The following is a 22634-nucleotide window of genomic DNA, read 5'->3' as shown; positions in this document are numbered from 1 at the left end:
CTCTTTTTATAATTTTTATTTTTGTACACTGTTAGTAAAACAAATTTAAGGGGGAACATTATATGAAAAAAATGTCCAGACAAGAAAAAAGCTGGATATTATACGATTGGGCGAACTCTGTATACTCGCTCGTCATTACAACTGCATTATTTCCAATTTACTTTAAAGCAGCTGCAAAAGAAGCTGGACTATCTGGGGCAACTTCAACAGCATATTGGGGATATGCAAACTCATTCGCAACACTTTTAATTTCTATACTTGCCCCTATTCTCGGCACAGTTGCTGATTATAAAGGATTTAAAAAACGATTTTTCACATTCTTCTTTGGACTTGGTATCGTATTTACAAGTATGTTAGCAATTGTTCCAACCTCTCAGTGGTACTTATTGCTAGGGTGCTATATGCTCGCCTTAATCGGCTTTGCTGGAGCAAACATTTTCTATGATGCATTTTTAGTAGACGTCACTTCTGAAGATAGAATGAACCGAATTTCTACAAGAGGATTTGCATTAGGTTATATCGGGAGTACAATTCCTTTTATCGGTTGTATCGCTCTTATTATTCTTTCTCAAAAAGGAACTATTCCCTTATCGGTCGGCATTGCTAGTCAAATTTCCTTTGCAATAACAGCTCTTTGGTGGGGGTTATTTACAATTCCAATGCTAAAAAACGTAGAGCAAACACACTATATTGAGCGTCATCCAAGACCTATTAGAATGAGCTTCAAACGTCTTGCTGATACTTTTAAAAATATTAAAGAATATAAAACTGTATTTATGTTTCTAATCGCTTACTTTTTCTATATTGACGGAGTCGATACAATTATTACTATGTCTACCGCTTACGGAACCGATCTCGGTATTAGTGCAACGAATCTATTAATCATATTATTTGTAACACAAATTGTCGCTTGTCCATTTGCGTTACTATACGGAAAACTATCTGAACCATTTACTGGTAAAAAAATGCTATATGTCGGTATCATTATTTATGTCATTATTTGCACATATGCTTATTTCTTAAAAACAACACTTGATTTTTGGATTTTAGCAATGTTAGTTGCTACATCTCAAGGTGGTATTCAAGCACTAAGTCGTTCATACTTTGCAAAACTAGTACCAAAAGAATCTGCTAATGAATTCTTCGGATTTTATAATATATTTGGAAAGTTTGCCGCAATTATGGGTCCGGTATTAGTCGGTGTTACAACGCAATTAACAGGACAAACAAACGCTGGTGTTCTTAGTATTATTGTTCTATTTATTATCGGAGGATTCTTACTAACTAGAGTTCCAGAAAATAATACATCCGTTACACCACCTAGTCCAAAGACTAAAACGCTATAAGAAAAGATCCTCTTCTCATAAGAAGAGGATCTTTTTTATTTTTAAAGGTGCGCCTTATAATGAACGACTCTACTGCTTGTACAAAAATAATTTATCAACAGTTGTTCCTAATACTTCAGCTAAACGGAACGCTAACGCTAAGCTTGGATCATATTTATTATTCTCAATTGCATTTATCGTTTGTCTAGAAACCTTACATTTATCAGCTAATGCGCCTTGTGAAATATTATTTTCAGTGCGTAATTCATAGATTTGATTTTTCACACCATTGCTCCTAACCTGTAAAATTATTTTTACAACATCAGTATATAATTGGCTCATATAGTTGTCAAAAGTTCCTCAAAGAAAAAGAGAGCAATTTTGCTCCCTTACAATAGTTATTTCGAAACTAACGAATTTGTTAGTGCCTCTTTATTAGCAACATCGTCTTTTTTTATTTGCATGCGTAGAACTGGCCCTATCGCTAATAAAATAAGTGCCATTGCTATACAAAACACAGTAACTAGTGAAGTTAGTTCCTTTAATCCTCCAGCTAATGAAGTTCCAATTAGCATTGCCCCCATAAACAGTGGTAAAATCGTTCCATTTACTCTTCCAACCATATTTTCTGGTACAAGTTGAATCATAAGCGTACCGACAACAATATTAACACAAGCTAAACAAATACCTGTTCCAAATCTCATGAAACTAGTAATCCAAAATGATGTAGATAGCCCTTCTACTAAAAATGAAATCGCTAATATACCCATACCGAATACAAACATCTTTTTCGGATTCACTTTTGAAGCGAAAACTGCAGCAACAATACCACCGAGTAACATACCTATTCCGTCAGCTGCCGCTAAATATTGAACAGCTTCTTTTTCCATACCTAAACGTTCAATTACAAGGAATACTTCTAATGGATTCGTTAATCCAACAGCCAAACCCATAATTGTAAAAGTGATCGTAATCATACGTAAATTTTTCGTATGAAGAACATACTTCCAACCTTCTTTTATATCATTTTTTAATGAGTCTCTCGCCACCTGCTCTTTTTCAACCCATTTTGGTAAGAATGAAAGGGCGATAGCAGATAACAAAAATAAAAAATGATTAAGCTATATAGTGATGTAAATAAACCAAGTTGTGTATACACAAGCGATCCTACCACTGGTCCAAAAATCAGAAATAATGACTGTAATGTTTGGTTAAATGCAATCGCATTTGCTACCTCTCCTTCTTTTACATAGCGCTTAAATATACGCGAAGATGAGGGCTGAGAAAACTGACCTACAATCGCGGAAATGAGTGTTGCAAAAAATATAGCCTGCCAATAATCCAGCTTTAACAACAAAACAATTCCTATAATAGACAGTACACTTAATACATCTCCAGCGACCATTGTTCTTTTCGGATTCCAACGATCAGCTAGCGCACCACCGATAAACGAGAAAATAAAAATAGGTGCATATTCCATAACTGATAACAACGAAACAGAAACTGGATCATTATTCGTTCGCTCCATTATAAAATACAAAAGAGCCATATTTCTGATCCAAATTGCAAATTGTTGTAAAATATCAGACGCCATAACGAGCATAAATGCTCGGTTTTTAAATAAAGCGTTCATTTTCATTCCCCTTTCACAAACCGACCGTTCGGTCTAATTTATTTTGTAAGAAAAGCAACTGACCTATTATTCAGCTGCCATTCCTTTTAACAATACATCTATTGCCTTTTTATAAATACGTTTCAGCTCTTTATAATCTAATTCGTAGTAAAGCACTCCAAGTCCTGATAATAATCCGTTTACAATATACATAAGATCACGAGTATTATCTTCACGGAACTCTCCAGACTGTATACCTACTTCAATTAATTTCTCAAACATAACATATGATTCTCTAGTTAAAGCTAACAGTTCATCCAGAATCTCTTTACTTACAACTTGGCTCATAGAGAATTCCTCTATTGCATTTGAAATTGGTTGCTGTATGTCCTCTACATGATATTCCGCGAGACCATATAGTTTTTCAGTACTAGTGCTATACAACTTCTCTTTTTCATTCCATTTTTCAATCCAATCATACGTATGCTGTTTCACTACAAATAAAAATAATTCTTCTTTACTTTTAAAGTGATAATAAATACTTCCTTTACTTCGCTCTGTAATTTCACAAATCTCTTCCATAGATGTAGCTGCGTAGCCCTTCTGTGAAAATAGACTTTCTGCTTTATATGCAATTTCTTTCTTTATCTCTTCTGCACTTCTTCTCATATTCACACCTCTTTAAACCGACCGTTCAGTCTAATAATAACAAATCAAAAACCTCTATCGCAAGAGGCTATATTCCTTATTTAAGAAAACGTACTTTCAAACCAAGTTCGAATCATATGTATGGTTCCAAATTTAAATGCTAATTTAACAAGAAATACGCCTCCCGCAGCTAATAAAAATAACACTACTTTCCCCTTATTTTTCACTTTCGGTTCCCTTTTCATTTCCATTCCCCTTAGTATGTTAAAAATATTAAACAAACGTTTGTTTAACTGTGTTTATGCATATGTAAGCCGACTAATCAAACGTTTGTTTAAAAAGAAATACGCCTAATATAAGGCGCATTTTTATCAATCACCACCGCCACCGCAGCTTCCTCCGCTATCTCCCCCAAAAGATCCTCCACAATCATGTGAGCCGCCATCATGCGAGCTATCATTATCAGATCCAGCAAAGAAAAATAATGGTGATGAGCTGTTAGATGAATTATGAATGTTATTTTGTTTTGTAAGATTTACCTTCTTTTTGTTCGATCGAACTGCTGTTACGATTGTTCCAACTACAACAAATAATAGTATGACAATAATAAATTCCATTTAAAAGCCGCCCTTATTCCTCGAATAATTGAATGGTTCTCTCTAGATTTTCAAGTGAAATGAAGCGTGATTCACGAAGAATTTCTTTTCCATTATGAAATAATAAAATTGTTGGCCCTGTAAATACTCCATATCGCCCCGCAATCTCTTGCATGTCTTGTAGTAATATCTCTATTTTCTCTACGTAATCATAATTCTCTAATACGCAATTTACTTTTCTTAGCATAACATCACAAACACCACAATTTTCCGTTTTAATAAACAGAAGTACCAATTGTTGTTCTTCGATATAGGTCGCTAATTCTTCTATCGTTTTAAATGTATTCATCTTATCCCTCTTAACGTAATTTACGAAATACTTTGGCTTGATACATACGAAAAGCTGAACTATCTTTAATCTTTCTCTTTTCCATTACCTGCTGAAAACGCAGAGTTTTTGCTGTTAACTCTTCTCGTAATTTCTTTCTCTCTTCTTCATCATAACAGCAAGCAATTAGATCTTCTATTTTTAATATATCTTTTTGTAGTTCCATTTCTGGTGGAATCATTCCCGCATTTTTTAAAATTTTATAACTCATTCTAAGTTCTGGAGGTACCATTGAAAGATCTTCTAATTGTAGTGGTTTTCCTTTTCCCGGAATATAATCAAGATCACCATTCCGTATTGCTTGTCGAATTTTCTCTTCAGCAATGTTCAAAAACACATCCACACTATTCCCTCCTTTACATATTTTTACTATTATTTTACATGATATTTCCTTATCTTTCTACGTCTTTAATAATTGGCTCCATACAATTTTTTCTCAAATTTATTTATAATGAGCTTTTTCCTCCCATACCGATTTTTCGTTTTCATATATAGTTTGTATTCAAGCCTTTTTGTATTGAGAAAGTCTTTTTCAACTTAATAAAGCGTTTACACTAAATCTTACATTTGTTACGATTTAATCACCCCCAGCTCCCTTGTATAGACTTCGTGATGTCTGATCATTTTATCTAGACGTTTCACACGTCTAGATTCATTTTGATTTATTGGCGTATGCCTTTAAATATATCTTTTATTTTGAAAGGAGAAATGGCTATGAGGTCTCAAAAATTCACACTGCTATTACTATCCCTACTACTTTTCTTACCTCTTTTTCTCACAAATTTTATTACTCCAAATCTCGCATTAGCAGATTCACCAAAGCAAAGTCAAAAAATTGTTGGGTACTTTCCTTCGTGGGCGTTTACGGACGTAATTATCAAGTTGCTGACATTGATGCATCAAAACTTACTCACCTTAACTATGCTTTCGCGGATATTTGTTGGAATGGAAAACATGGAAACCCTTCTACTCATCCTGATAATCCAAATAAACAAACGTGGAACTGTAAAGAATCTGGTGTACCATTGCAAAATAAAGAGGTTCCTAATGGTACTCTCGTACTCGGGGAACCATGGGCTGATGTTACCAAATCGTATCCTGGCTCAGGGACAACTTGGGAAGATTGCGATAAATATGCCCGTTGCGGAAATTTCGGTGAACTAAAACGATTAAAAGCTAAATATCCTCACTTAAAAACAATTATTTCCGTTGGTGGCTGGACTTGGTCTAACCGCTTTTCTGATATGGCCGCTGATGAAAAAACAAGAAAAGTATTTGCTGACTCTACAGTAGCTTTTCTTCGCGCATATGGGTTTGATGGCGTAGATTTAGACTGGGAATATCCGGGCGTTGAAACGATTCCTGGTGGTAGTTACCGTCCTGAAGATAAGCAAAATTTCACTCTCCTTCTTCAAGACGTCCGAAATGCTTTGAATAAAGCAGGTGCTGAAGATGGCAAACAATATTTACTAACAATCGCTTCAGGCGCAAGCCAACGCTACGCTGATCATACAGAGCTAAAGAGAATTTCTCAAATACTCGATTGGATTAATATTATGACATATGATTTCCACGGCGGATGGGAAGCTACTTCTAATCATAATGCAGCTCTATATAAGGATCCAAATGACCCAGCAGCAAATACGAATTTTTACGTAGATGGTGCTATAAATGTTTATACAAATGAAGGTGTTCCAGTCGATAAACTAGTATTAGGCGTACCCTTTTACGGACGTGGCTGGAAAAGTTGTGGCAAAGAAAATAACGGACAATATCAACCTTGCAAACCAGGTAGTGATGGGAAACTTGCTTCTAAAGGTACTTGGGATGATTATTCTACCGGTGACACGGGTGTGTATGATTACGGTGATTTAGCAGCCAATTACGTTAATAAAAATGGTTTTGTACGCCACTGGAATGACACAGCTAAAGTACCTTATTTATATAATGCAACTACAGGCACATTTATTAGCTACGATGACAATGAATCTATGAAATACAAAACAGACTATATAAAGACGAAAGGTTTAAGTGGAGCAATGTTTTGGGAACTAAGCGGAGATTGCCGCACAAGTCCAAAATATAGTTGTAGTGGTCCAAAATTACTTGATACGCTAGTAAAAGAATTACTTGGTGGACCTATTAGTCAAAAAGATACTGAGCCACCAACGAATGTTAAAAACATTGTAGTTACGAATAAAAATTCAAACTCAGTTCAATTAAACTGGACTGCATCTACTGATAACGTAGGAGTTACGGAATATGAAATTACTGCTGGAGAAGAGAAATGGAGTACAACAACAAATAGCATTACAATTAAAAACTTAAAACCTAATACGGAATACACATTTTCAGTAATTGCCAAAGATGCTGCTGGAAATAAATCACAACCTACCGCTTTTACTGTCAAAACAGATGAAGCTAATACAACACCTCCTGATGGAAATGGTACTGCTACATTTTCAGTCACTTCGAATTGGGGCAGTGGTTATAACTTCTCGATTATAATTAAAAATAATGGAACGACTCCTATTAAAAATTGGAAATTAGAATTTGATTATAGCGGCAATTTAACACAAGTTTGGGATTCTAAAATTAGTAGTAAAACAAATAATCATTATGTAATTACGAACGCAGGATGGAATGGTGAAATTCCTCCTGGTGGGTCTATTACAATTGGCGGTGCAGGAACAGGTAATCCTGCCGAACTTTTAAATGCCGTCATTAGCGAAAACTAGACGTAATATCCATTAATTACTTCACTAAAGTTTGAATTTAGGTTTGAGTAATACCTCCTAAATTCAAACTTTTAATTTTACGGAAAATCAAATTATAATAATAACTTATTATAATTATATTAAGTTTATACATTCATTTTATAATATGAAGTTTATATGAAGTTCATTTGAATTTTACATGAATTTCCTTTAATTTCTATTGTCTTCCTATAATATCCATATTATTCTTTACATATAGGAATTATTTTCATTCCACTTTGAACTATCTATATATATAAATAAAGATAGTCACCTGTTAGGGAAAGGCTTTCGTATTATTATAAATATAACAAAAGAAAAAGCACGCTTATAAGCGCACCATAAGAGTGCTTCTTCATACAATTCTCATGTAAGAGTTCTCGAAAATCATGTTAATCACAAAGAAAAGGCATTAGCTCATAAAAGCTAATGCCTTTTCTTTATTCATATTATTGAGTATTCCATTCTTCTATATTTCATACTTTTGTTATCCACGATTCATAGAAAGAAGGTTCATGTGAGACAATTAAAACCGTTCCTTTGTATTGTTGTAACGCTTCCTGTAAAGCCATCTTAGTTTCTACATCCAAATGATTAGTCCGTTCGTCTAAAATTAAAACATCAGCTTTTTCTATTTTTTCATATAAGGAGCTAACACACTTAAAATCTCTTCTTTATCCTTTTTTAATTCGAGTGATGTTAACATATCCATCGTTCTCGGTCTAGGTAATTTCACTTGTACCTCACCAACTATTGACGCTGGTCTTTGAGATAAAATAAATACGCGATCTGAAAGCAAGATTGCCTCATCTAAGTCATGTGTAACCATAATGATTGTTTGCTTCTCTTGATGCCAAGAGTTTAAAAGCCAGCTATGTACTTCCATTTTTGTAAATGCATCTAACTTTCCAAAAGGCTCATCAAGCAGCATAATTGGCTTTTCACATAAATATGTGCGCAGAAAACTAATTCTTTGACGCATACCACCAGACAATTCATCTGGATAATGGTCTGCATATTCATCTAGTTCGAACTGCTTTAATGCTTCCATTCCTTCTGTCAGCCTTTGCTTTTTCGGCTTTCCTTCAATTTCTAACGGAAGAACGATATTTTGCAAAGCTGATCGCCACGGTAGTAATAAATCTTGTTGTGGCATATAACTAACAACATCTTGCTCTTGTACTTGCTTATCTTTATACGTTACGTTCCCGCTTGTTGGTTTTTCAACATTTGCAATCATGTTTAATAATGTGCTTTTCCCGCAACCACTCGGTCCTACAAAGGAAACAAACTCTCCCTCTTGTATAGAGGCACTAATATTCTCTAATACATTCTTTCCGTCGAAAGATTTCACTATATTTTTTATTTGTAATCCGCTCATTTTTCACTTGGAAGGAATTCATTTGTAAAAGCATCTTTTACATCGATTTTCTTTTTAATAACTTTGTTGTCATATAAGAAATTCATGTAATTCGTCCAAATTTCTTCCTTCTGTACTCCCCATGCTTTAGCATCATCTTGATACTTCGTACTTAACCATTTTTGGCTTTCTTGAACTAAATCTTTATTCACATCTGGAACAGCTTTAATTAAAATATCAGCAGCCTCTTTCGGTTCCTTAATTGCAAAATTATAACCTTCTGTCGTTGCACTCATAAACTTTTTCACAAAGTCTTTATCTTGCTTCGTATGTTTTTCACTCGTAATAATAACAGGACTATAGAAATCAAGCGCTGGATCTAAGTCCTTCACCATAATCGTATTTAACTCTTTTCCTTGACGCTTCGCTTCAATACCATCCCATCCGTAATAAATCCATTCAAAGTCTGCATCACGGCCAATTGATTTAAAGAAATCGGTTTGTCCTAAGATGATTTTTTCAACTTTATTAAAATCAGCTTGATGTTTATCCATAATCGTCTTTAATGTCGCTTCTTCTGCTGGTCCTCCCCAGCCGCCGTAACGTTTACCTTCAAAATCTTTCGGGGACGTCATATTGTCTTTCTTAAGCGATGCAAACGCTGAAGTGTTATGCTGAATAATCGCTCCTACAGATACAACAGGAATTCCTTCTACACGAGCTAACGTTACATTTTCTTGTGCGCTTATTGCGAAGTCTGCTTTTCCTGATGCTATCATTTGCTCTGCTGTTACATTGTCACCTGGTTGAATAATTTCTACATCTAATCCTTGCTTTTTGTAATAATCTTTCGTTTGCGCTACATACAAGCCAGTATGATTCGTATTTGGAAACCAATCTAATACTACTTTTACTTTTTGATCTTTACTTGCACTTTCTTCTTTCTTCGCCGGATTACATCCAGCCACACCTACCGCTACTAAGGCAGCTAACATAACTTTCAAACCTTTTTTCATTTTCTGCCGTCCTTTCTATATATCCATGGTGCTGTTATTCTTGCCATAAACTCTACGATAAAATACAGGAATAATGTCACTATAACGATGATTGCTGCAACACCAAATACTCGGGCAGTCAAAAAGGATTTTGTAGCCCTCGTAAGCATAACGCCTAATCCTTCACTTGCACCGAGCCATTCTCCGATAATTGCCCCCATTACGCTATATGTAACTGCAATTTTTAAACCTGAGAAAAAGTATGGAAGCACTGCTGGAAATTTTACTTTCTGGTAAACTTGCCATTTTGTCGCCTTCATTGTTTGTAACAGTTTCAGCATGTTTTTATCTACTGTTTGAAAACCTTCTAAAATACTAAGCGCAATTGGGAAGAAACAAACGAGTATTACGACCATTACTTTCGGTAACATCCCATATCCAAACCAAATAATAAATAGCGGTGCAAGTACAACAATTGGAATTGTTTGCGAAATAACGAGCAATGGATTTATTAAAATACGAAATAACGGTATAACGTCCATAATAATTGCGATGCTCGTCCCCAATAAAATTGCAAAGAATAGTCCAATTATAACTTCCTGCAGTGTTTGCATCGTATTTGGTAATAGTAAATCTTTCATCCCAATTAATTCTTGAACAATGGCAGAAGGCTTTGGTAAAATCCACGGTTCGATTTTAAATAATGAAACAGATCCTTCCCATATCGCAATGAGAAGGATAAGCCAAATAGTTGTAATAAGTTTAGATTGCTTCTGGTTTTGCATATTCATCACGGTACTTCCAAACCTTTTCATCTATCGTTACACCAGTGCTTGGACGATAATGGATTTTAATAGAAGTAATCACTTCTTCTGCTCCAGCGTCGCCGCAAGCTTGTTGCGCACGTTTAACGACATCAAGAAGTACATCTAATTCTCCTTCCAAAGTTGTTTCCATTGCCCCTACTTCATAACGAACTCCCGATTGTTGCACAACTTCAATTGCTTTATCGACAACAGAATATACATCTTTCGTTTTCGCTTGTGGTACTACTGAAAATGACATTGTAACTTGTTGTGACATAATAAAATCCCCCTTATAAAATTAAATTTCAAAAATAAGAAAAGGCTTTCCTACTGCGTAGGAAAGCCTTGTATGCAAGTTATTACAGAATAACATATGCTACATCACTTTAAGTAACTCCCTACGCTGGCATTATCCAGATCAGGTTGAGGGTCGATGTTTACTTACATCCTCTCAGCCAATTGGCTCCCCGGTCCTTAATTCGTTTTCATTGTAGCATGATTTATTTTATTGAACAAACAAAAGCATGCATAATCATTTCATTATTTTTGGAAAATAACCAACTTTTTCACCATGAGCTAATAACTGCTGAATAAATTTTTTATTAATTGCTGGTACTATCAATTCTTTTTTCTTAATCCATTCATTCGTTCTACGCGTACCCATTACAATTTCAGATTGCTGCGCTCCATCTCCTGCAACTTGAGAAGCAATTAACTCTGCTATTACTTCATTTCCCTTCGCTAATGCAAGTCCGGTATTTACATATTCTGAAAGTGGAACCATTTCAAGATTGTATCCACACTCTCCAATTAGCTGTATAAATTGTTCAAACTCAATTTGATGTGGATGACAAATATGTAACGTCTCTCCTACAATTTGCGCATCTTGTAAATACGATACAATTGATTTACTAGCAAAATCAATTGGTGTGAAATCAACTTTCCACTTCACATTTGGTGCTTTCCCAATTAATAGCATTGTTTTAATAAGACGATAAAATGCGTTTCCTTCAATATTTTGTTGGAACGAACCTGTTTCTGAATGACATGCTAAATTACCTGCACGATAAATATTTCCGCGCAAACCATTTTTCATTGCTTCACGAACAATGTTTTCCGCTTGTAGTTTACTATTTGAATATACATTCTCTAAGTCTACACTGTAATTAAAATCACCAGTTTTCATGTATGTATCCCATTGATCTACCGCTAATTCTAACGGGATACCAATTGTAGAAATAAAATGGAATGTAGCACCTTTCTCCGCTAATGCTAGCATACGGCTAGTTCCTTGGACATTTATATTTTCAAATTGTTTTACATCTCCAAAATGTCTTACATCTGCACCGCAATGAATTATCGTATCCATCTTAGAACTGATGAACATAAATTCTTCTTCGCTCATCCCAAGATACTCTTCTCCCAGATCACCAGCTACGGCCTGTATACGCTGTAACCATTCTTCACATATATCATTAAAGTAGCCTGTTAATGTATCTATAATTCTTTGCTGCACATCTTTCGTTGGTCTTACTAAACAATAAATAGTAGCAGATGTATCTCTCAACAATTCATATAATATGTGTGATCCTAAATAACCAGTAGCTCCTGTTAAAAAGACATTTGAAATCTGGGTTTCTTCCAAAACGTTTGCATACGTGATAGTATCTGGTTCGTGAATCACTTTATATTCACGAAATACTTCTTCTTTCTCTACTTTTACTTCTCGCTCAATTCGAGCTAATCCATATATCGTTCTTTCTTTAAAGAAATCTTGAATTGTTAAATGTGAGAAATCTTCTTTTAACAATGTTAAGACTCGTAATACTTTTAATGAATGTCCACCAATTGTAAAGAAATCATCATGTACTCCAACTTTTGAAATTCCTAATACTTCTGCCCAAGCGTTCGCTATTTGTTTTTCTGCTTTATTAGAAGGTGCAACATATTCTTGTAGACGAACCGGTTCATACTTTTCTTCTAACTGAGCTAACTTCTTAACATCAATCTTTTTATTAGGTGTAAGTGGTAATTCATTAATATAAATTAGTTTAGATGGCACCATATAATCTGGTAATTGCTCTTGTAACTGATAAACTAATTCTGGTATTTCTTTTTTATTTAAAGTTGTATAGAACGCGATTAAATATTGGCTACCTTCCTTACTCTTCTTAGCAAAAACAGCATTTTCTTTTATATTATGATTATGAGAAATTTTACTTTGGATTTCTCCTAGTTCAATACGATGTCCTCTAATTTTTACTTGATCATCTTTCCGATGTAAAAACTCTATATTTCCATCCTCTAGCAACTTAACGATATCACCTGTTTTATATATATTGACTATAGGATTGAAAGGGTTCGGAATAAAAGCTTCAATTGTTTTATTAGGCTTATTAAAATACCCTTTTGCTAATCCCACTGAATCTATATATAATTCACCAGGTACACCAATTGGACAAAGATTCATATTCTCATCCAAAATCATAACTTGATAATTAGCACATGGTTTACCAATGGGAATACTCGCAACATCCTCATTTAACTGACTAGGTATTTTATAGGTTGTCGTCACTACAGTACATTCTGTCGGTCCGTATACATTATAAATTTCAACATTTGTACCTATTCTTTCTCTCCACAATTTAATAACCTCTACAGGCAACATTTCACCGCCAATCGCAATTCTTTTTAGGGAAGCTAGCTTATATATATCTTCTGCTGCTAAATAAGTTGCTACTTGTCGAACAAAAATTGTTGCTAATGCCAAGATTGAAGTTGCTTTCACTTTATAGATTGCATTTGCAAATGCTTCTACAGACAATCGCTCTTCCTCTAGTAATACATACAAGTTTCCTCCGCAGAATAAAGAAGCAAATGACTCCCATACAGAGGCATCGAAACTAAAGGAAGGAAATTGGGCAAATACATCCTCTTCTGTCAATTCATATTGCTTTTTCATCCAAGTATACAGATTAACAACGCCTCTATGTGCTAACATCGTTCCCTTTGGATTCCCTGTTGAACCAGATGTATAAATCATATAAGCTACATCGTCACAATGAATAGACAACTTTACATCTATATCTTCATAAGTTTCACTATCATACATTGAAACTGTTTGAACCCCATCACATGTTATAGGCGTCTCTTTCATCAATATAACTTTCGCTTGGCTATCTTGAATAATGTACTGTATTCTACTTTCGGGATAATCTGGATCAATTGGAACATACGCTGCACCAGCTTTTAATATAGCTACCATACTTACTACTGTGTCTATGCTACGTTTCATAAATATTCCAACATAGTCTCCTAATTGGACGCCGTTTTTAATTAACATATGAGCTATTTGATTACTTTTTTTATTTAGCTCCTCATAAGTTAAAGTACCTTCCCTTGAAGATAAAGCTATACGATTTGGAAATTGAGTAACAGTATTATAGAACATATCGACGATACTTTTCTCAGGATATACTGCTGTCGTATCATTCACTTGACTATAAAGTGCCATCTCGGCCTCTGTAATAATATTAAAACGTTTTATATACTTATTAGTATTTTGTGATATATCAATTAAAACACCTTGTATTTGTTGTGCATAACGAGTAATCGTTGTCTCTTTCCAATTAACACTATTAAATATTATTTCTACACTTTTCATATTTTTACTAAATACAAATTGTAATGTATTCATGTCTTGTAGCTCATAATATGTTTCACCAATAATAATAGGTGACATTTCATATAATGTATTACCGTTTTGAAACTCTTCTATTTCTTCCTCATTCATTTCTTTAATTTGCTCCAGTTGCTCTTCAATTTGTAAATTTAAACTTTCATAGGAGAGAAAATTAGAAACTTCAATAGTAATCGGAAATAAACTTCCTCTTACATGATAAAGCACGACAATATGTTTTTCTTTAGAAATATGATATAACCACGTTGTAGTCGCTCCTATTAAATCCACAATGTGAGTCAAATTTGAAAACAGTTCCGTTTTCCTTTTTATCCTAAGTTCCGTTCCTTGCACATCTTTAGGTATTTTAATACTTCCTTCTACTTTTCCTAAAAATTCTTTTACCATCTCACTATAAGAAATTGCTAATTTCATATTTATGTAAATTCCTCTCTTAAATATAATAAAGGTGTGAAAATTCACACCTTTTTCATCCCTTATTAAAGGGCAGATTAGTTCAATTCATAATCAAGGGAGGATTCCCTTGATTAGAATTGAACTTTCTCCTTATTCGCTTTTAAACTCACCAATAAGCTCTTGTAATTCCTGAGAAAGCCAACTTAAAGAAGTCGCTAATTCTGCAATATCTTGTACTGATATTTCTTGCTCTTTCATGCTTTCTTCAACATTACTACTGCTGTTGGCATAAGTATTTGCAATATGTGATAATTCATTTACGACTTGAACAATATTCTGGCTATTTTGTAAAATGTCACTCGAATTACCAGAAACAGCTTTTACTTGATCTGTAACAGATTGCGCTGATTTTGAGATTTTTTCAAAGAAATCTCCACTACTTTGAACAAGCGAAATTCCAGTTTCTACTTCTCTTGAACCTTTTTGCATGGAAACTACAGCATCTTCTGTCTCAGCTTGTGTTTCACCAATTAATTTCGCTATATCTTTTGCAGACGCTTCCGTTTGTTCTGCTAATTTTCGTACTTCATCAGCAACAACTGCAAACCCTCTTCCAGCTGCTCCAGCACGTGAAGCCTCAATAGAAGCATTTAAAGCTAATAAATTTGTTTGATTTGAAATACCTGTAATTACAGTTACGATATCACTAATTTCTTTTGACCTTGTTTCTAACGAATAAATGATGGAAGATAAATCTTGTACTGCATTTTGGATTAAACTCATTTGATTAATAATTTGTCCAATCACTTCATTACCTTCAATTGAATGTTGTTCCATACCTTCAGAAGCAACCGCAACTTGTTTTGCAGCCCCAGTTATTTCTTCTACCTTATCTTCCATTCCATGTACAATTCCTAAACATTGTTGTACTGAAGTTTTTTGAGACTGTGCCCCTACTCTTAAACCTTCAATAGAACTTGCAATCTCTTGAACTGCCATGCTGTTTTCCTCTGTACTCGCCGACAATTCTTGTGAAGAAGAAGAAACTTGCTCAGCAGTTTGCCTTACTTTATCTATAATCCCTTTAAATTTTTCAATCGTGTTATTGAAATAAACATTAATAATTCCAATATCATCTGGTCTTTCTTTTAATTTAACACTTAAGTCACCTTCACCAATTTTACGTAACCCTTCTCGTAAATCTTTTAATGGAGCTAACGAGTGACGCACGATAAAGAATTGAGTAATAGTCGCAATTGCTAATGAAATAATGATAAAGAGTAAGCCCTGTATCATAAACTTCTCTTTTGTAATAGGAACAATGGAAGCATCTAAGTCAGCCGCAATAATTGCAACAATATTGTTTTCTCCATCTGTAATTGGTTCTAATATTGTCACCCACGAACCTATTTCATCTTCATATACTTCTGTTATTTGGGCCTTTTTCGTATCAATCACTTTATCGTATGCCTTCATCCAATGAGCGGGTTGTTCATAATAATCTCCCGGCTTTATAGGAAACGCATTTGTTAACTCTGTAGTCAAACCAACGAGTTGTAATTCTCGCTTTTCATTCGGCTTTGCTCCTGTAACATACGTTTGTCCAACACTTTTCAATTCTTTTGACACTTCATCTAATTTCTCTGTTAACTTTTCTTTTTTCACTTTTTCGGCTGTAGGATCTTTCGCCATGTCTCTAACTAATTCTACATCCAATTTTTTCAATACTATTTCTCCTGTTTCAATAGACTGCCTTTCAAATAAAGACATCATACTATTTTGAAACATGTTGAAACTTAATGCACCCATACTTCCAACAAGTGTCAAAATAACTAATACGGTTAATAAGACGTTCTTTTGAAGGAACGATAACTTATGCCAATATTTTTTCATTAATATCCACCTTCCTTAATCAACATAAACAAAAAACAAAATATATGAATATTTTGTTTGAAAATGTTTCTCAATATGTTCGAGAATAAAAAAAAGCCAATGTAAAAGCATTGGCCAAGACCAACCCTATCCGTCCGGTAACTGGCTAGCGTAGCCTTTCGACCTTAGCTCCTGTAGTTTTGCGTCCTCATGTTTCCATCAGTTTGCCTTTCTCGCTGAACGAGTTGAACGATATGGGAGTTCTATGAGAATTAATTTATTCTCTTTCAAAGATTACAACATATAAATCAAAATGTCTACTTATTTAGATATATAAATACAAATTTTTAATGCATTGCTTTTTCAAAATAATTTCAAAAAGTACGTGAATGTTACTTTTTTTGTGTTATATAATAAAAAATATATAAATAAAAAGGATTTCTTCGGGTATTTATTTAATTTTCATTCAAATTAAACTATTCGAATATATCTTAACTAATGAATTTCGGAGGTAGTTTATCATGTTTTGGCTACAATTTCTTACCTTGTTACTCTGTATTTTTATTGGTGCACGCCTAGGCGGAGTTGGTTTAGGAGTAATGGGTGGAGTTGGTATGGCAATACTCGTTTTTGTCTTCCACTTACAACCAACGGCGCCTCCTATCGATGTAATGCTTATGATTTTGGCAGTAATTACAGCTGCTGGTGCACTCCAAGCCGCTGGAGGAATGGACTACCTTGTTCATCTAGCTGAAAAGGCATTACGAAAAAATCCAAAACGCATTACATTCTTTGCTCCAATTGTTACTTATTTATTTACACTTTGTGCAGGAACTGGTCACGTTGCTTATTCTGTACTTCCTGTTATCGCTGAAGTCTCTCGCGAATCGGGAATTAGACCAGAACGACCAATGTCAATTGCCGTAATTGCTTCCCAACAAGCAATTACAGCTAGTCCTATATCAGCTGCAACAGTTGCACTTTTAGCAATGTTAGCTGACTATAAAATCACCTTATTAGATATTTTAAAAGTAAGTATCCCTTCTACTTTCATCGCTTGTATGATAGCTGCATTTGTTGCTAGTAAGATGGGAAAAGAATTAAGTGAAGACCCTGAATACTTAAAACGATTAAAAGAAGGAATGATTCCTAAGCTTGAAGAGAAAAAAGAATTTGTAGGTGTAAAGGGTGCAAAATTATCAGTTATCCTTTTCCTTGTAGGAACCTTCCTTGTTGTACTTCTCGGTTCATTTGAAGCACTTCGTCCAGGATGGACAGTTGATGGGAAGTTAGCTCGTCTTTCCATGCCGAACACAATTGAGATGGTTATGTTAACTATCGCGGCTCTTATTATTATTTTCTGTAAACCAAATGTAGAAAGCATTGTGTCTGGTAACGTCTTTAAAGCAGGAGCAACAGCAGTTGTTGCTATTTTCGGTATCGCTTGGATGGGAGATACTTTCTTTAATGGAAACTTAAATATGATTCAAGGATCCATTCAGCATTTAGTAACAAGTGCACCTTGGCTATTTGCCATCGCACTATTCATTCTATCTATTTTACTGTACAGCCAAGCAGCAACAGTTCGTGCCTTAATGCCACTTGGACTATCCCTTGGCATTCCACCAGCGCTACTGATTGCGATGTTCCCTGCAGTAAATGGATACTTCTTCATTCCAAACTATGGGACAATCGTTGCTGCCATTAACTTTGACCGCACTGGTACAACAGGTATCGGTAAATACGTATTAAATCATAGTTTTATGATTCCGGGTCTAATTGCAACATTTACTTCTATCGGAATTGGAATGCTCTTAATTTCAATTATGTTTTAAAGAAAAAGCACAAACCTTTATTTAAAAAGGTTTGTGCTTTTTTAATCAAATGTTTGTTTAAATTTTTGGGCAGTCTATTTCTCCATGTAGCACTTAAAATACTACACTTCCTTCCCTACAAACTTCTCTTTACTTCTTCAGCTAATTTTCTCGTACTTTCATACGCAGATTCAGCTAAACTAATTGCTGAAATAACTGAAACACCGTCCGCACCCGCTTCTATAACTGCCGCTGTATTTTCAATTGTAATCCCACCAATACCAACGATTGGCACTGTAATTCCTTGTTCTCTAAAATAAGCTAATCCTTTCGTTCCTTGAACCGCTTTCGTATCTTTTTTCGTACTCGTTGGGAAAATAGGTCCAACGCCTAAATAATCTGCTCCATTTTCGATTGCAAAGCGTGCTTCTTCAATTGTATGAGCAGATACGCCGATAATTTTATCTCCCATTTTTTCACGAACAGATGTAATTCCTTCATCATCTTGTCCAACATGAACACCATCTGCATCTAATTCAATGGCTAATTCTACATCATCATTTACAATGAAAGGAACACTATATTCCTTACAAAGCGTCTGCAATTCTTTTGCAAAGCGCACTCTATCTTCTCCGATTAAAGAACCTTCCCCCTTCTCGCGAAACTGAAAAAGTGTCACTCCACCATCTAACGCTTCTTTCAATACAGCTAAAGGATCCCTCGTGCAGTTATTACTTCCCATAATAAAATACACTTGCAATAGCGTAGACATTTTATCTATTTCAATGCGTGCCATTTCTTTCACTCCCTCTTACTCTAACTCCACAATCTTCCCATACTTCTCAATATCACCTGAAGTTGTATTAGCTAATTGATTTAAAAATTCAATTTGGAAACTACCAGGCCCTTTTTCTACCGCCTTAGCAGCTGCCAGTTCCGAAGCTACACCATAAAACGTTAATGCGGCTACTGCTGCTTTTACATAATCTTTTTCCACTGCTACAAATGCTCCTATTACAGAAGTTAGTAAACAACCTGTTCCCGTAACTTTCGTTAAAATAGGGTGACCATTTCGAATAACAATAGTTCTCTCTCCATCTGTAACAACATCTTCTTTTCCAGTAATGACCGCAACTGTATTTAGTTCATCTGCTGCCTGCCTTGCAATACTTACAACATTGCCATTTCCAGTACCAGCGTCTACCCCTTTAATTTCCCATTTCTCATTAATAACATTTGCTATTTCAGCCGCATTTCCGCGGATAATTGCTAAATCTATTTCGGCTGGAATATGTCTCGCAACTTCTGTTCGATACGAAGTTGCTCCTGCACCAACTGGGTCAAATAGTACTGGCACATTGTTCGCATTTGCTGATTTACCCGCGAGTAACATCGCTTCTACTTCTTCAGGACGAAGTGTCCCCATATTTAATACTAACGCTCCAGCAATGCTAGCCATTTCTGCTACTTCTTCTTTTGCATACGCCATTACAGGCGATGCTCCAAGTGCCAACAAACCGTTAGCAGTAAAATTTGTTACAACAACATTTGTAATATTATGAACGAGCGGATTAGATTCTCTCACCAAATCCACTACTTTACTAATTTCTTTCATATTCATCCTTTTCATCTCCTAACTATAATGATGGGAGATACACAAAAAGACACTTTGCGCGTACGCAAAGTGCCTGAACATGTGCTTTTACACTCTCCCTACGCTGGCATTATCCAACAGGTTCAAATGGTCAATGACGGACTAGTAGTCATACTCTCAGTTTGTATCCACAAACTCCCATGTGTTTCTTATTCATCTACTTCAAAGTCTACTCTTATTCTAGTAAAATAACAAGTTCTTTACTTTTCTATTTAATATAGGAGCAACTGATAAAGTGAAACTTTAATCAGTGTTTTTTTCATCCCCCACTGATTATCGGCCCTCACCAATCGGGCTTTTACGGGCAGTTGTTCCCCCACCTAACTTATTTGCTTTCGTTGAATTTTGAGGTGGGGATCTTACTGCCCGTTAATGCGGGATAAAGTGAAACTTTAATTAGTTGGGATTTTGTTCACTCCATTAAAAACAGCTCAAATATGGAGCGAAACTGAATCTCAAGAAGATGTATGCTATATTTAACTTATGGAAATTTGAAAGGATGTTTTTAATATGGCAAAAAGCGTTGTAATCGCTGAAAAACCTTCCGTTGCACGAGATATTGCTCGTGTACTTAAGTGTGATAAAAAAGGAAACGGCTACCTTGAAGGTAGTAAATATATTGTAACTTGGGCTTTAGGCCATCTCGTTACATTAGCTGATCCAGAAAGCTATGATGTGAAATATAAAAAGTGGAATTTAGAAGATTTACCGATGCTACCTGAGCGTTTGAAATTAACGGTTATTAAACAAACTGGTAAACAATTTAATGCTGTAAAAAGTCAGCTACTTAGAAAAGATGTAAATGAAATTATTGTAGCAACAGACGCTGGACGTGAAGGGGAATTAGTCGCACGCTGGATTATCGATAAAGTTAAGCTAAATAAACCAATCAAACGTTTATGGATTTCTTCTGTAACCGATAAAGCAATTAAAGATGGTTTTGCAAATTTAAAACCAGGTAAAGCCTATGACAATTTATACGCTTCAGCAGTTGCACGTTCAGAAGCTGACTGGTATATCGGTCTTAACGCAACTCGCGCTTTAACAACTCGCTTTAATGCTCAGTTAAATTGTGGCCGTGTACAAACGCCTACTGTCGCTATGATTGCTAGTCGTGAAGATGAAATAAAAAACTTCAAAGCACAAACTTACTATGGCATCGAAGCTCAAACAATGGAGAAGCTCAAACTTACTTGGCAAGATGCAAATGGCAATAGCCGCAGTTTTAATAAAGAAAAAATTGATGGTATTGTAAAAAGTTTAGATAAACATAATGCTACTGTTGTGGAAATTGATAAGAAACAGAAGAAGTCATTCTCTCCTGGTCTTTACGATTTAACTGAATTGCAACGTGATGCAAATAAAAAGTTCGGTTACTCTGCTAAAGAAACATTAAATATTATGCAAAAATTGTATGAACAGCATAAAGTACTAACGTACCCTCGTACAGATTCACGCTACATTTCATCTGATATCGTTGGAACACTTCCAGAACGTCTAAAAGCATGTGGTGTTGGAGAATACCGTCCCTTCGCACATAAAGTATTACAAAAGCCTATCAAACCTAACAAATCATTTGTTGATGATAGTAAAGTAAGCGATCATCATGCGATTATTCCAACAGAAGGATACGTTAATTTCTCAGCATTCACAGATAAAGAACGCAAAATTTATGATTTAGTTGTAAAACGTTTCTTAGCTGTTTTATTCCCAGCATTCGAATACGAACAACTAACGTTACGCACAAAGGTCGGTAATGAAACATTCATTGCACGCGGAAAAACGATTTTACATGCTGGTTGGAAGGAAGTATACGAAAATCGATTTGAAGACGATGATGTAACTGATGACGTAAAAGAGCAGATTCTACCTCACATTGAAAAGGGCGATACATTAACTGTAAAGTTACTTATGCAAACATCAGGTCAAACGAAAGCACCTGCACGCTTTAATGAAGCAACTTTACTTTCAGCAATGGAGAATCCTACAAAATATATGGATACGCAAAATAAACAACTTGCTGATACGTTAAAATCGACTGGTGGATTAGGTACTGTAGCGACACGTGCAGATATTATCGACAAACTTTTCAATTCTTTCTTAATTGAAAAACGTGGTAAAGATATTCACATTACATCAAAAGGTCGTCAATTACTTGATTTAGTACCAGAAGAATTAAAATCACCTACACTAACTGGTGAGTGGGAACAAAAACTTGAAGCAATTGCAAAAGGAAAATTAAAGAAAGAAGTATTCATTTCGGAAATGAAGAACTATACGAAAGAAATTGTTTCTGAAATTAAATCGAGTGATAAAAAATATAAACATGACAACATTTCAACGAAGTCTTGTCCAGATTGCGGTAAACCAATGCTAGAAGTAAACGGCAAAAAGGGAAAAATGCTCGTATGCCAAGATCGTGAATGTGGTCATCGTAAAAATGTATCTCGTACAACAAACGCTCGCTGTCCGCAATGTAAAAAGAAACTAGAATTACGTGGTGAGGGTGCAGGCCAAATTTTCGCATGTAAATGTGGCTATCGCGAGAAATTATCAACATTCCAAGAGCGACGTAAAAAAGAATCTGGAAACAAAGCCGATAAACGCGACGTTCAAAAATATATGAAACAACAGAAAAAAGAAGAAGAACCATTAAATACCCCATTCGCAGAAGCATTAAAAAAATTAAAATTTGATTAAACAAAAAGGTTC

Annotated in this window: 17 protein-coding genes, 3 pseudogenes and 3 riboswitches; of the genes and pseudogenes, 4 read left to right on the top strand and 16 right to left on the bottom strand. The window is 35.0% G+C overall.

Translation table 11 applies throughout. The features are described from left to right. Positions 1-62: 62 nt before the first annotated feature. Entirely contained in the window at positions 63-1346 is a 1284-nt protein-coding gene (locus tag MR169_RS04295) for an MFS transporter (protein WP_242318945.1), read from the top strand. 69 nt (positions 1347-1415) lie between these two features. Here the strand turns inward: MR169_RS04295 and MR169_RS04290 are convergent, their stop codons facing one another. The 7 genes and pseudogenes from MR169_RS04290 to MR169_RS04260 form a co-directional block, all read right to left on the bottom strand. Next, entirely contained in the window at positions 1416-1667 is a 252-nt protein-coding gene (locus tag MR169_RS04290; protein WP_065845593.1) for a helix-turn-helix transcriptional regulator, read from the bottom strand. Between the two features lie 56 nt (positions 1668-1723). Continuing rightward, positions 1724-2958: pseudogene (locus tag MR169_RS04285) on the bottom strand (MFS transporter). Positions 2959-3024: 66 nt separating this feature from the next. Beyond that, complete coding sequence (locus MR169_RS04280; protein WP_001254434.1) at positions 3025-3606, bottom strand: TetR/AcrR family transcriptional regulator; 582 nt, start codon at positions 3604-3606, stop codon at positions 3025-3027. Between the two features lie 80 nt (positions 3607-3686). Beyond that, entirely contained in the window at positions 3687-3830 is a 144-nt protein-coding gene (locus MR169_RS04275; RefSeq protein ID WP_000817981.1) for a hypothetical protein, read from the bottom strand. Between the two features lie 126 nt (positions 3831-3956). After that, entirely contained in the window at positions 3957-4202 is a 246-nt protein-coding gene (locus tag MR169_RS04270; protein ID WP_000394369.1) for a hypothetical protein, read from the bottom strand. A gap of 13 nt (positions 4203-4215) precedes the next feature. Next, positions 4216-4530 (bottom strand): thioredoxin family protein, encoded by a 315-nt coding sequence (locus MR169_RS04265; protein ID WP_001091336.1) that lies wholly within the window; start codon positions 4528-4530, stop codon positions 4216-4218. A gap of 10 nt (positions 4531-4540) precedes the next feature. After that, positions 4541-4912, bottom strand: a complete 372-nt coding sequence (locus MR169_RS04260) for a DnaJ family domain-containing protein (RefSeq protein ID WP_242318944.1) — start codon at positions 4910-4912, stop codon at positions 4541-4543. A 371-nt stretch (positions 4913-5283) separates the two neighbouring features. Here MR169_RS04260 and MR169_RS04255 point away from each other — a divergent pair. Next, positions 5284-7307, top strand: a pseudogene (locus MR169_RS04255) (glycosyl hydrolase family 18 protein). A gap of 494 nt (positions 7308-7801) precedes the next feature. Here MR169_RS04255 and MR169_RS04250 read toward each other — a convergent pair. The 7 genes and pseudogenes from MR169_RS04250 to MR169_RS04220 form a co-directional block, all read right to left on the bottom strand. Beyond that, a pseudogene (locus tag MR169_RS04250) lies at positions 7802-7960 on the bottom strand (P-loop NTPase family protein); the annotation flags it as partial. Further along, a complete protein-coding gene (locus MR169_RS04245) occupies positions 7957-8706 on the bottom strand; it encodes an ABC transporter ATP-binding protein (protein WP_000016081.1) in 750 nt (249 codons plus the stop codon). The pseudogene MR169_RS04250 and the gene MR169_RS04245, both read right to left, overlap by 4 nt. Next, on the bottom strand, positions 8703-9701 hold the full coding sequence (locus MR169_RS04240; protein ID WP_000715573.1) for an ABC transporter substrate-binding protein: 999 nt from the start codon (positions 9699-9701) through the stop codon (positions 8703-8705). Before MR169_RS04240 ends, MR169_RS04245 begins: the two co-directional genes overlap by 4 nt. Continuing rightward, positions 9698-10471: an ABC transporter permease gene (locus MR169_RS04235; RefSeq protein WP_001057165.1), complete on the bottom strand. Its 774-nt coding sequence runs from the start codon at positions 10469-10471 to the stop codon at positions 9698-9700. Before MR169_RS04235 ends, MR169_RS04240 begins: the two co-directional genes overlap by 4 nt. After that, positions 10443-10763: an MTH1187 family thiamine-binding protein gene (locus MR169_RS04230; RefSeq protein WP_242318943.1), complete on the bottom strand. Its 321-nt coding sequence runs from the start codon at positions 10761-10763 to the stop codon at positions 10443-10445. Before MR169_RS04230 ends, MR169_RS04235 begins: the two co-directional genes overlap by 29 nt. Positions 10764-10864: 101 nt before the next feature. Next, a riboswitch (TPP riboswitch) is annotated at positions 10865-10966 on the bottom strand. Positions 10967-11018: 52 nt separating this feature from the next. After that, positions 11019-14600, bottom strand: a complete 3582-nt coding sequence (locus tag MR169_RS04225; protein WP_242318942.1) for a non-ribosomal peptide synthetase family protein — start codon at positions 14598-14600, stop codon at positions 11019-11021. A 132-nt stretch (positions 14601-14732) separates the two neighbouring features. Continuing rightward, on the bottom strand, positions 14733-16475 hold the full coding sequence (locus MR169_RS04220) for a methyl-accepting chemotaxis protein (protein WP_000761078.1): 1743 nt from the start codon (positions 16473-16475) through the stop codon (positions 14733-14735). A gap of 133 nt (positions 16476-16608) precedes the next feature. Further along, a riboswitch (cyclic di-GMP riboswitch) is annotated at positions 16609-16693 on the bottom strand. A gap of 282 nt (positions 16694-16975) precedes the next feature. Between MR169_RS04220 and MR169_RS04215 the strand changes: the two genes are divergently transcribed. Continuing rightward, positions 16976-18289: an anaerobic C4-dicarboxylate transporter family protein gene (locus MR169_RS04215; RefSeq protein WP_000498701.1), complete on the top strand. Its 1314-nt coding sequence runs from the start codon at positions 16976-16978 to the stop codon at positions 18287-18289. A 115-nt stretch (positions 18290-18404) separates the two neighbouring features. On the opposite strand, the gene thiE is transcribed toward MR169_RS04215, so the two are convergent. Then, the gene (gene thiE, locus MR169_RS04210) at positions 18405-19064 is read right to left on the bottom strand and encodes a thiamine phosphate synthase (RefSeq protein WP_000090968.1); all 660 of its coding nucleotides are present in this window, start codon (positions 19062-19064) and stop codon (positions 18405-18407) included. Positions 19065-19079: 15 nt separating this feature from the next. Further along, positions 19080-19889 carry a hydroxyethylthiazole kinase gene (thiM, locus tag MR169_RS04205; RefSeq protein ID WP_001056095.1) on the bottom strand — a complete coding sequence of 270 codons (810 nt, stop codon included), beginning with the start codon at positions 19887-19889 and terminating at the stop codon, positions 19080-19082. A gap of 72 nt (positions 19890-19961) precedes the next feature. Continuing rightward, positions 19962-20074: riboswitch (TPP riboswitch) on the bottom strand. A gap of 358 nt (positions 20075-20432) precedes the next feature. Here thiM and topB point away from each other — a divergent pair. After that, positions 20433-22622: a DNA topoisomerase III gene (gene topB / locus MR169_RS04200; RefSeq protein ID WP_001140205.1), complete on the top strand. Its 2190-nt coding sequence runs from the start codon at positions 20433-20435 to the stop codon at positions 22620-22622. Positions 22623-22634 lie beyond the last annotated feature (12 nt).

Source organism: Bacillus cereus group sp. BfR-BA-01349 (assembly GCF_022663795.1).
Taxonomy (GTDB): Bacteria; Bacillota; Bacilli; order Bacillales; family Bacillaceae_G; genus Bacillus_A; species Bacillus_A cereus.
The sequence above is the reverse complement of the archived record's forward strand: the minus strand, read 5'-3'. Positions and strand labels throughout refer to the sequence as shown.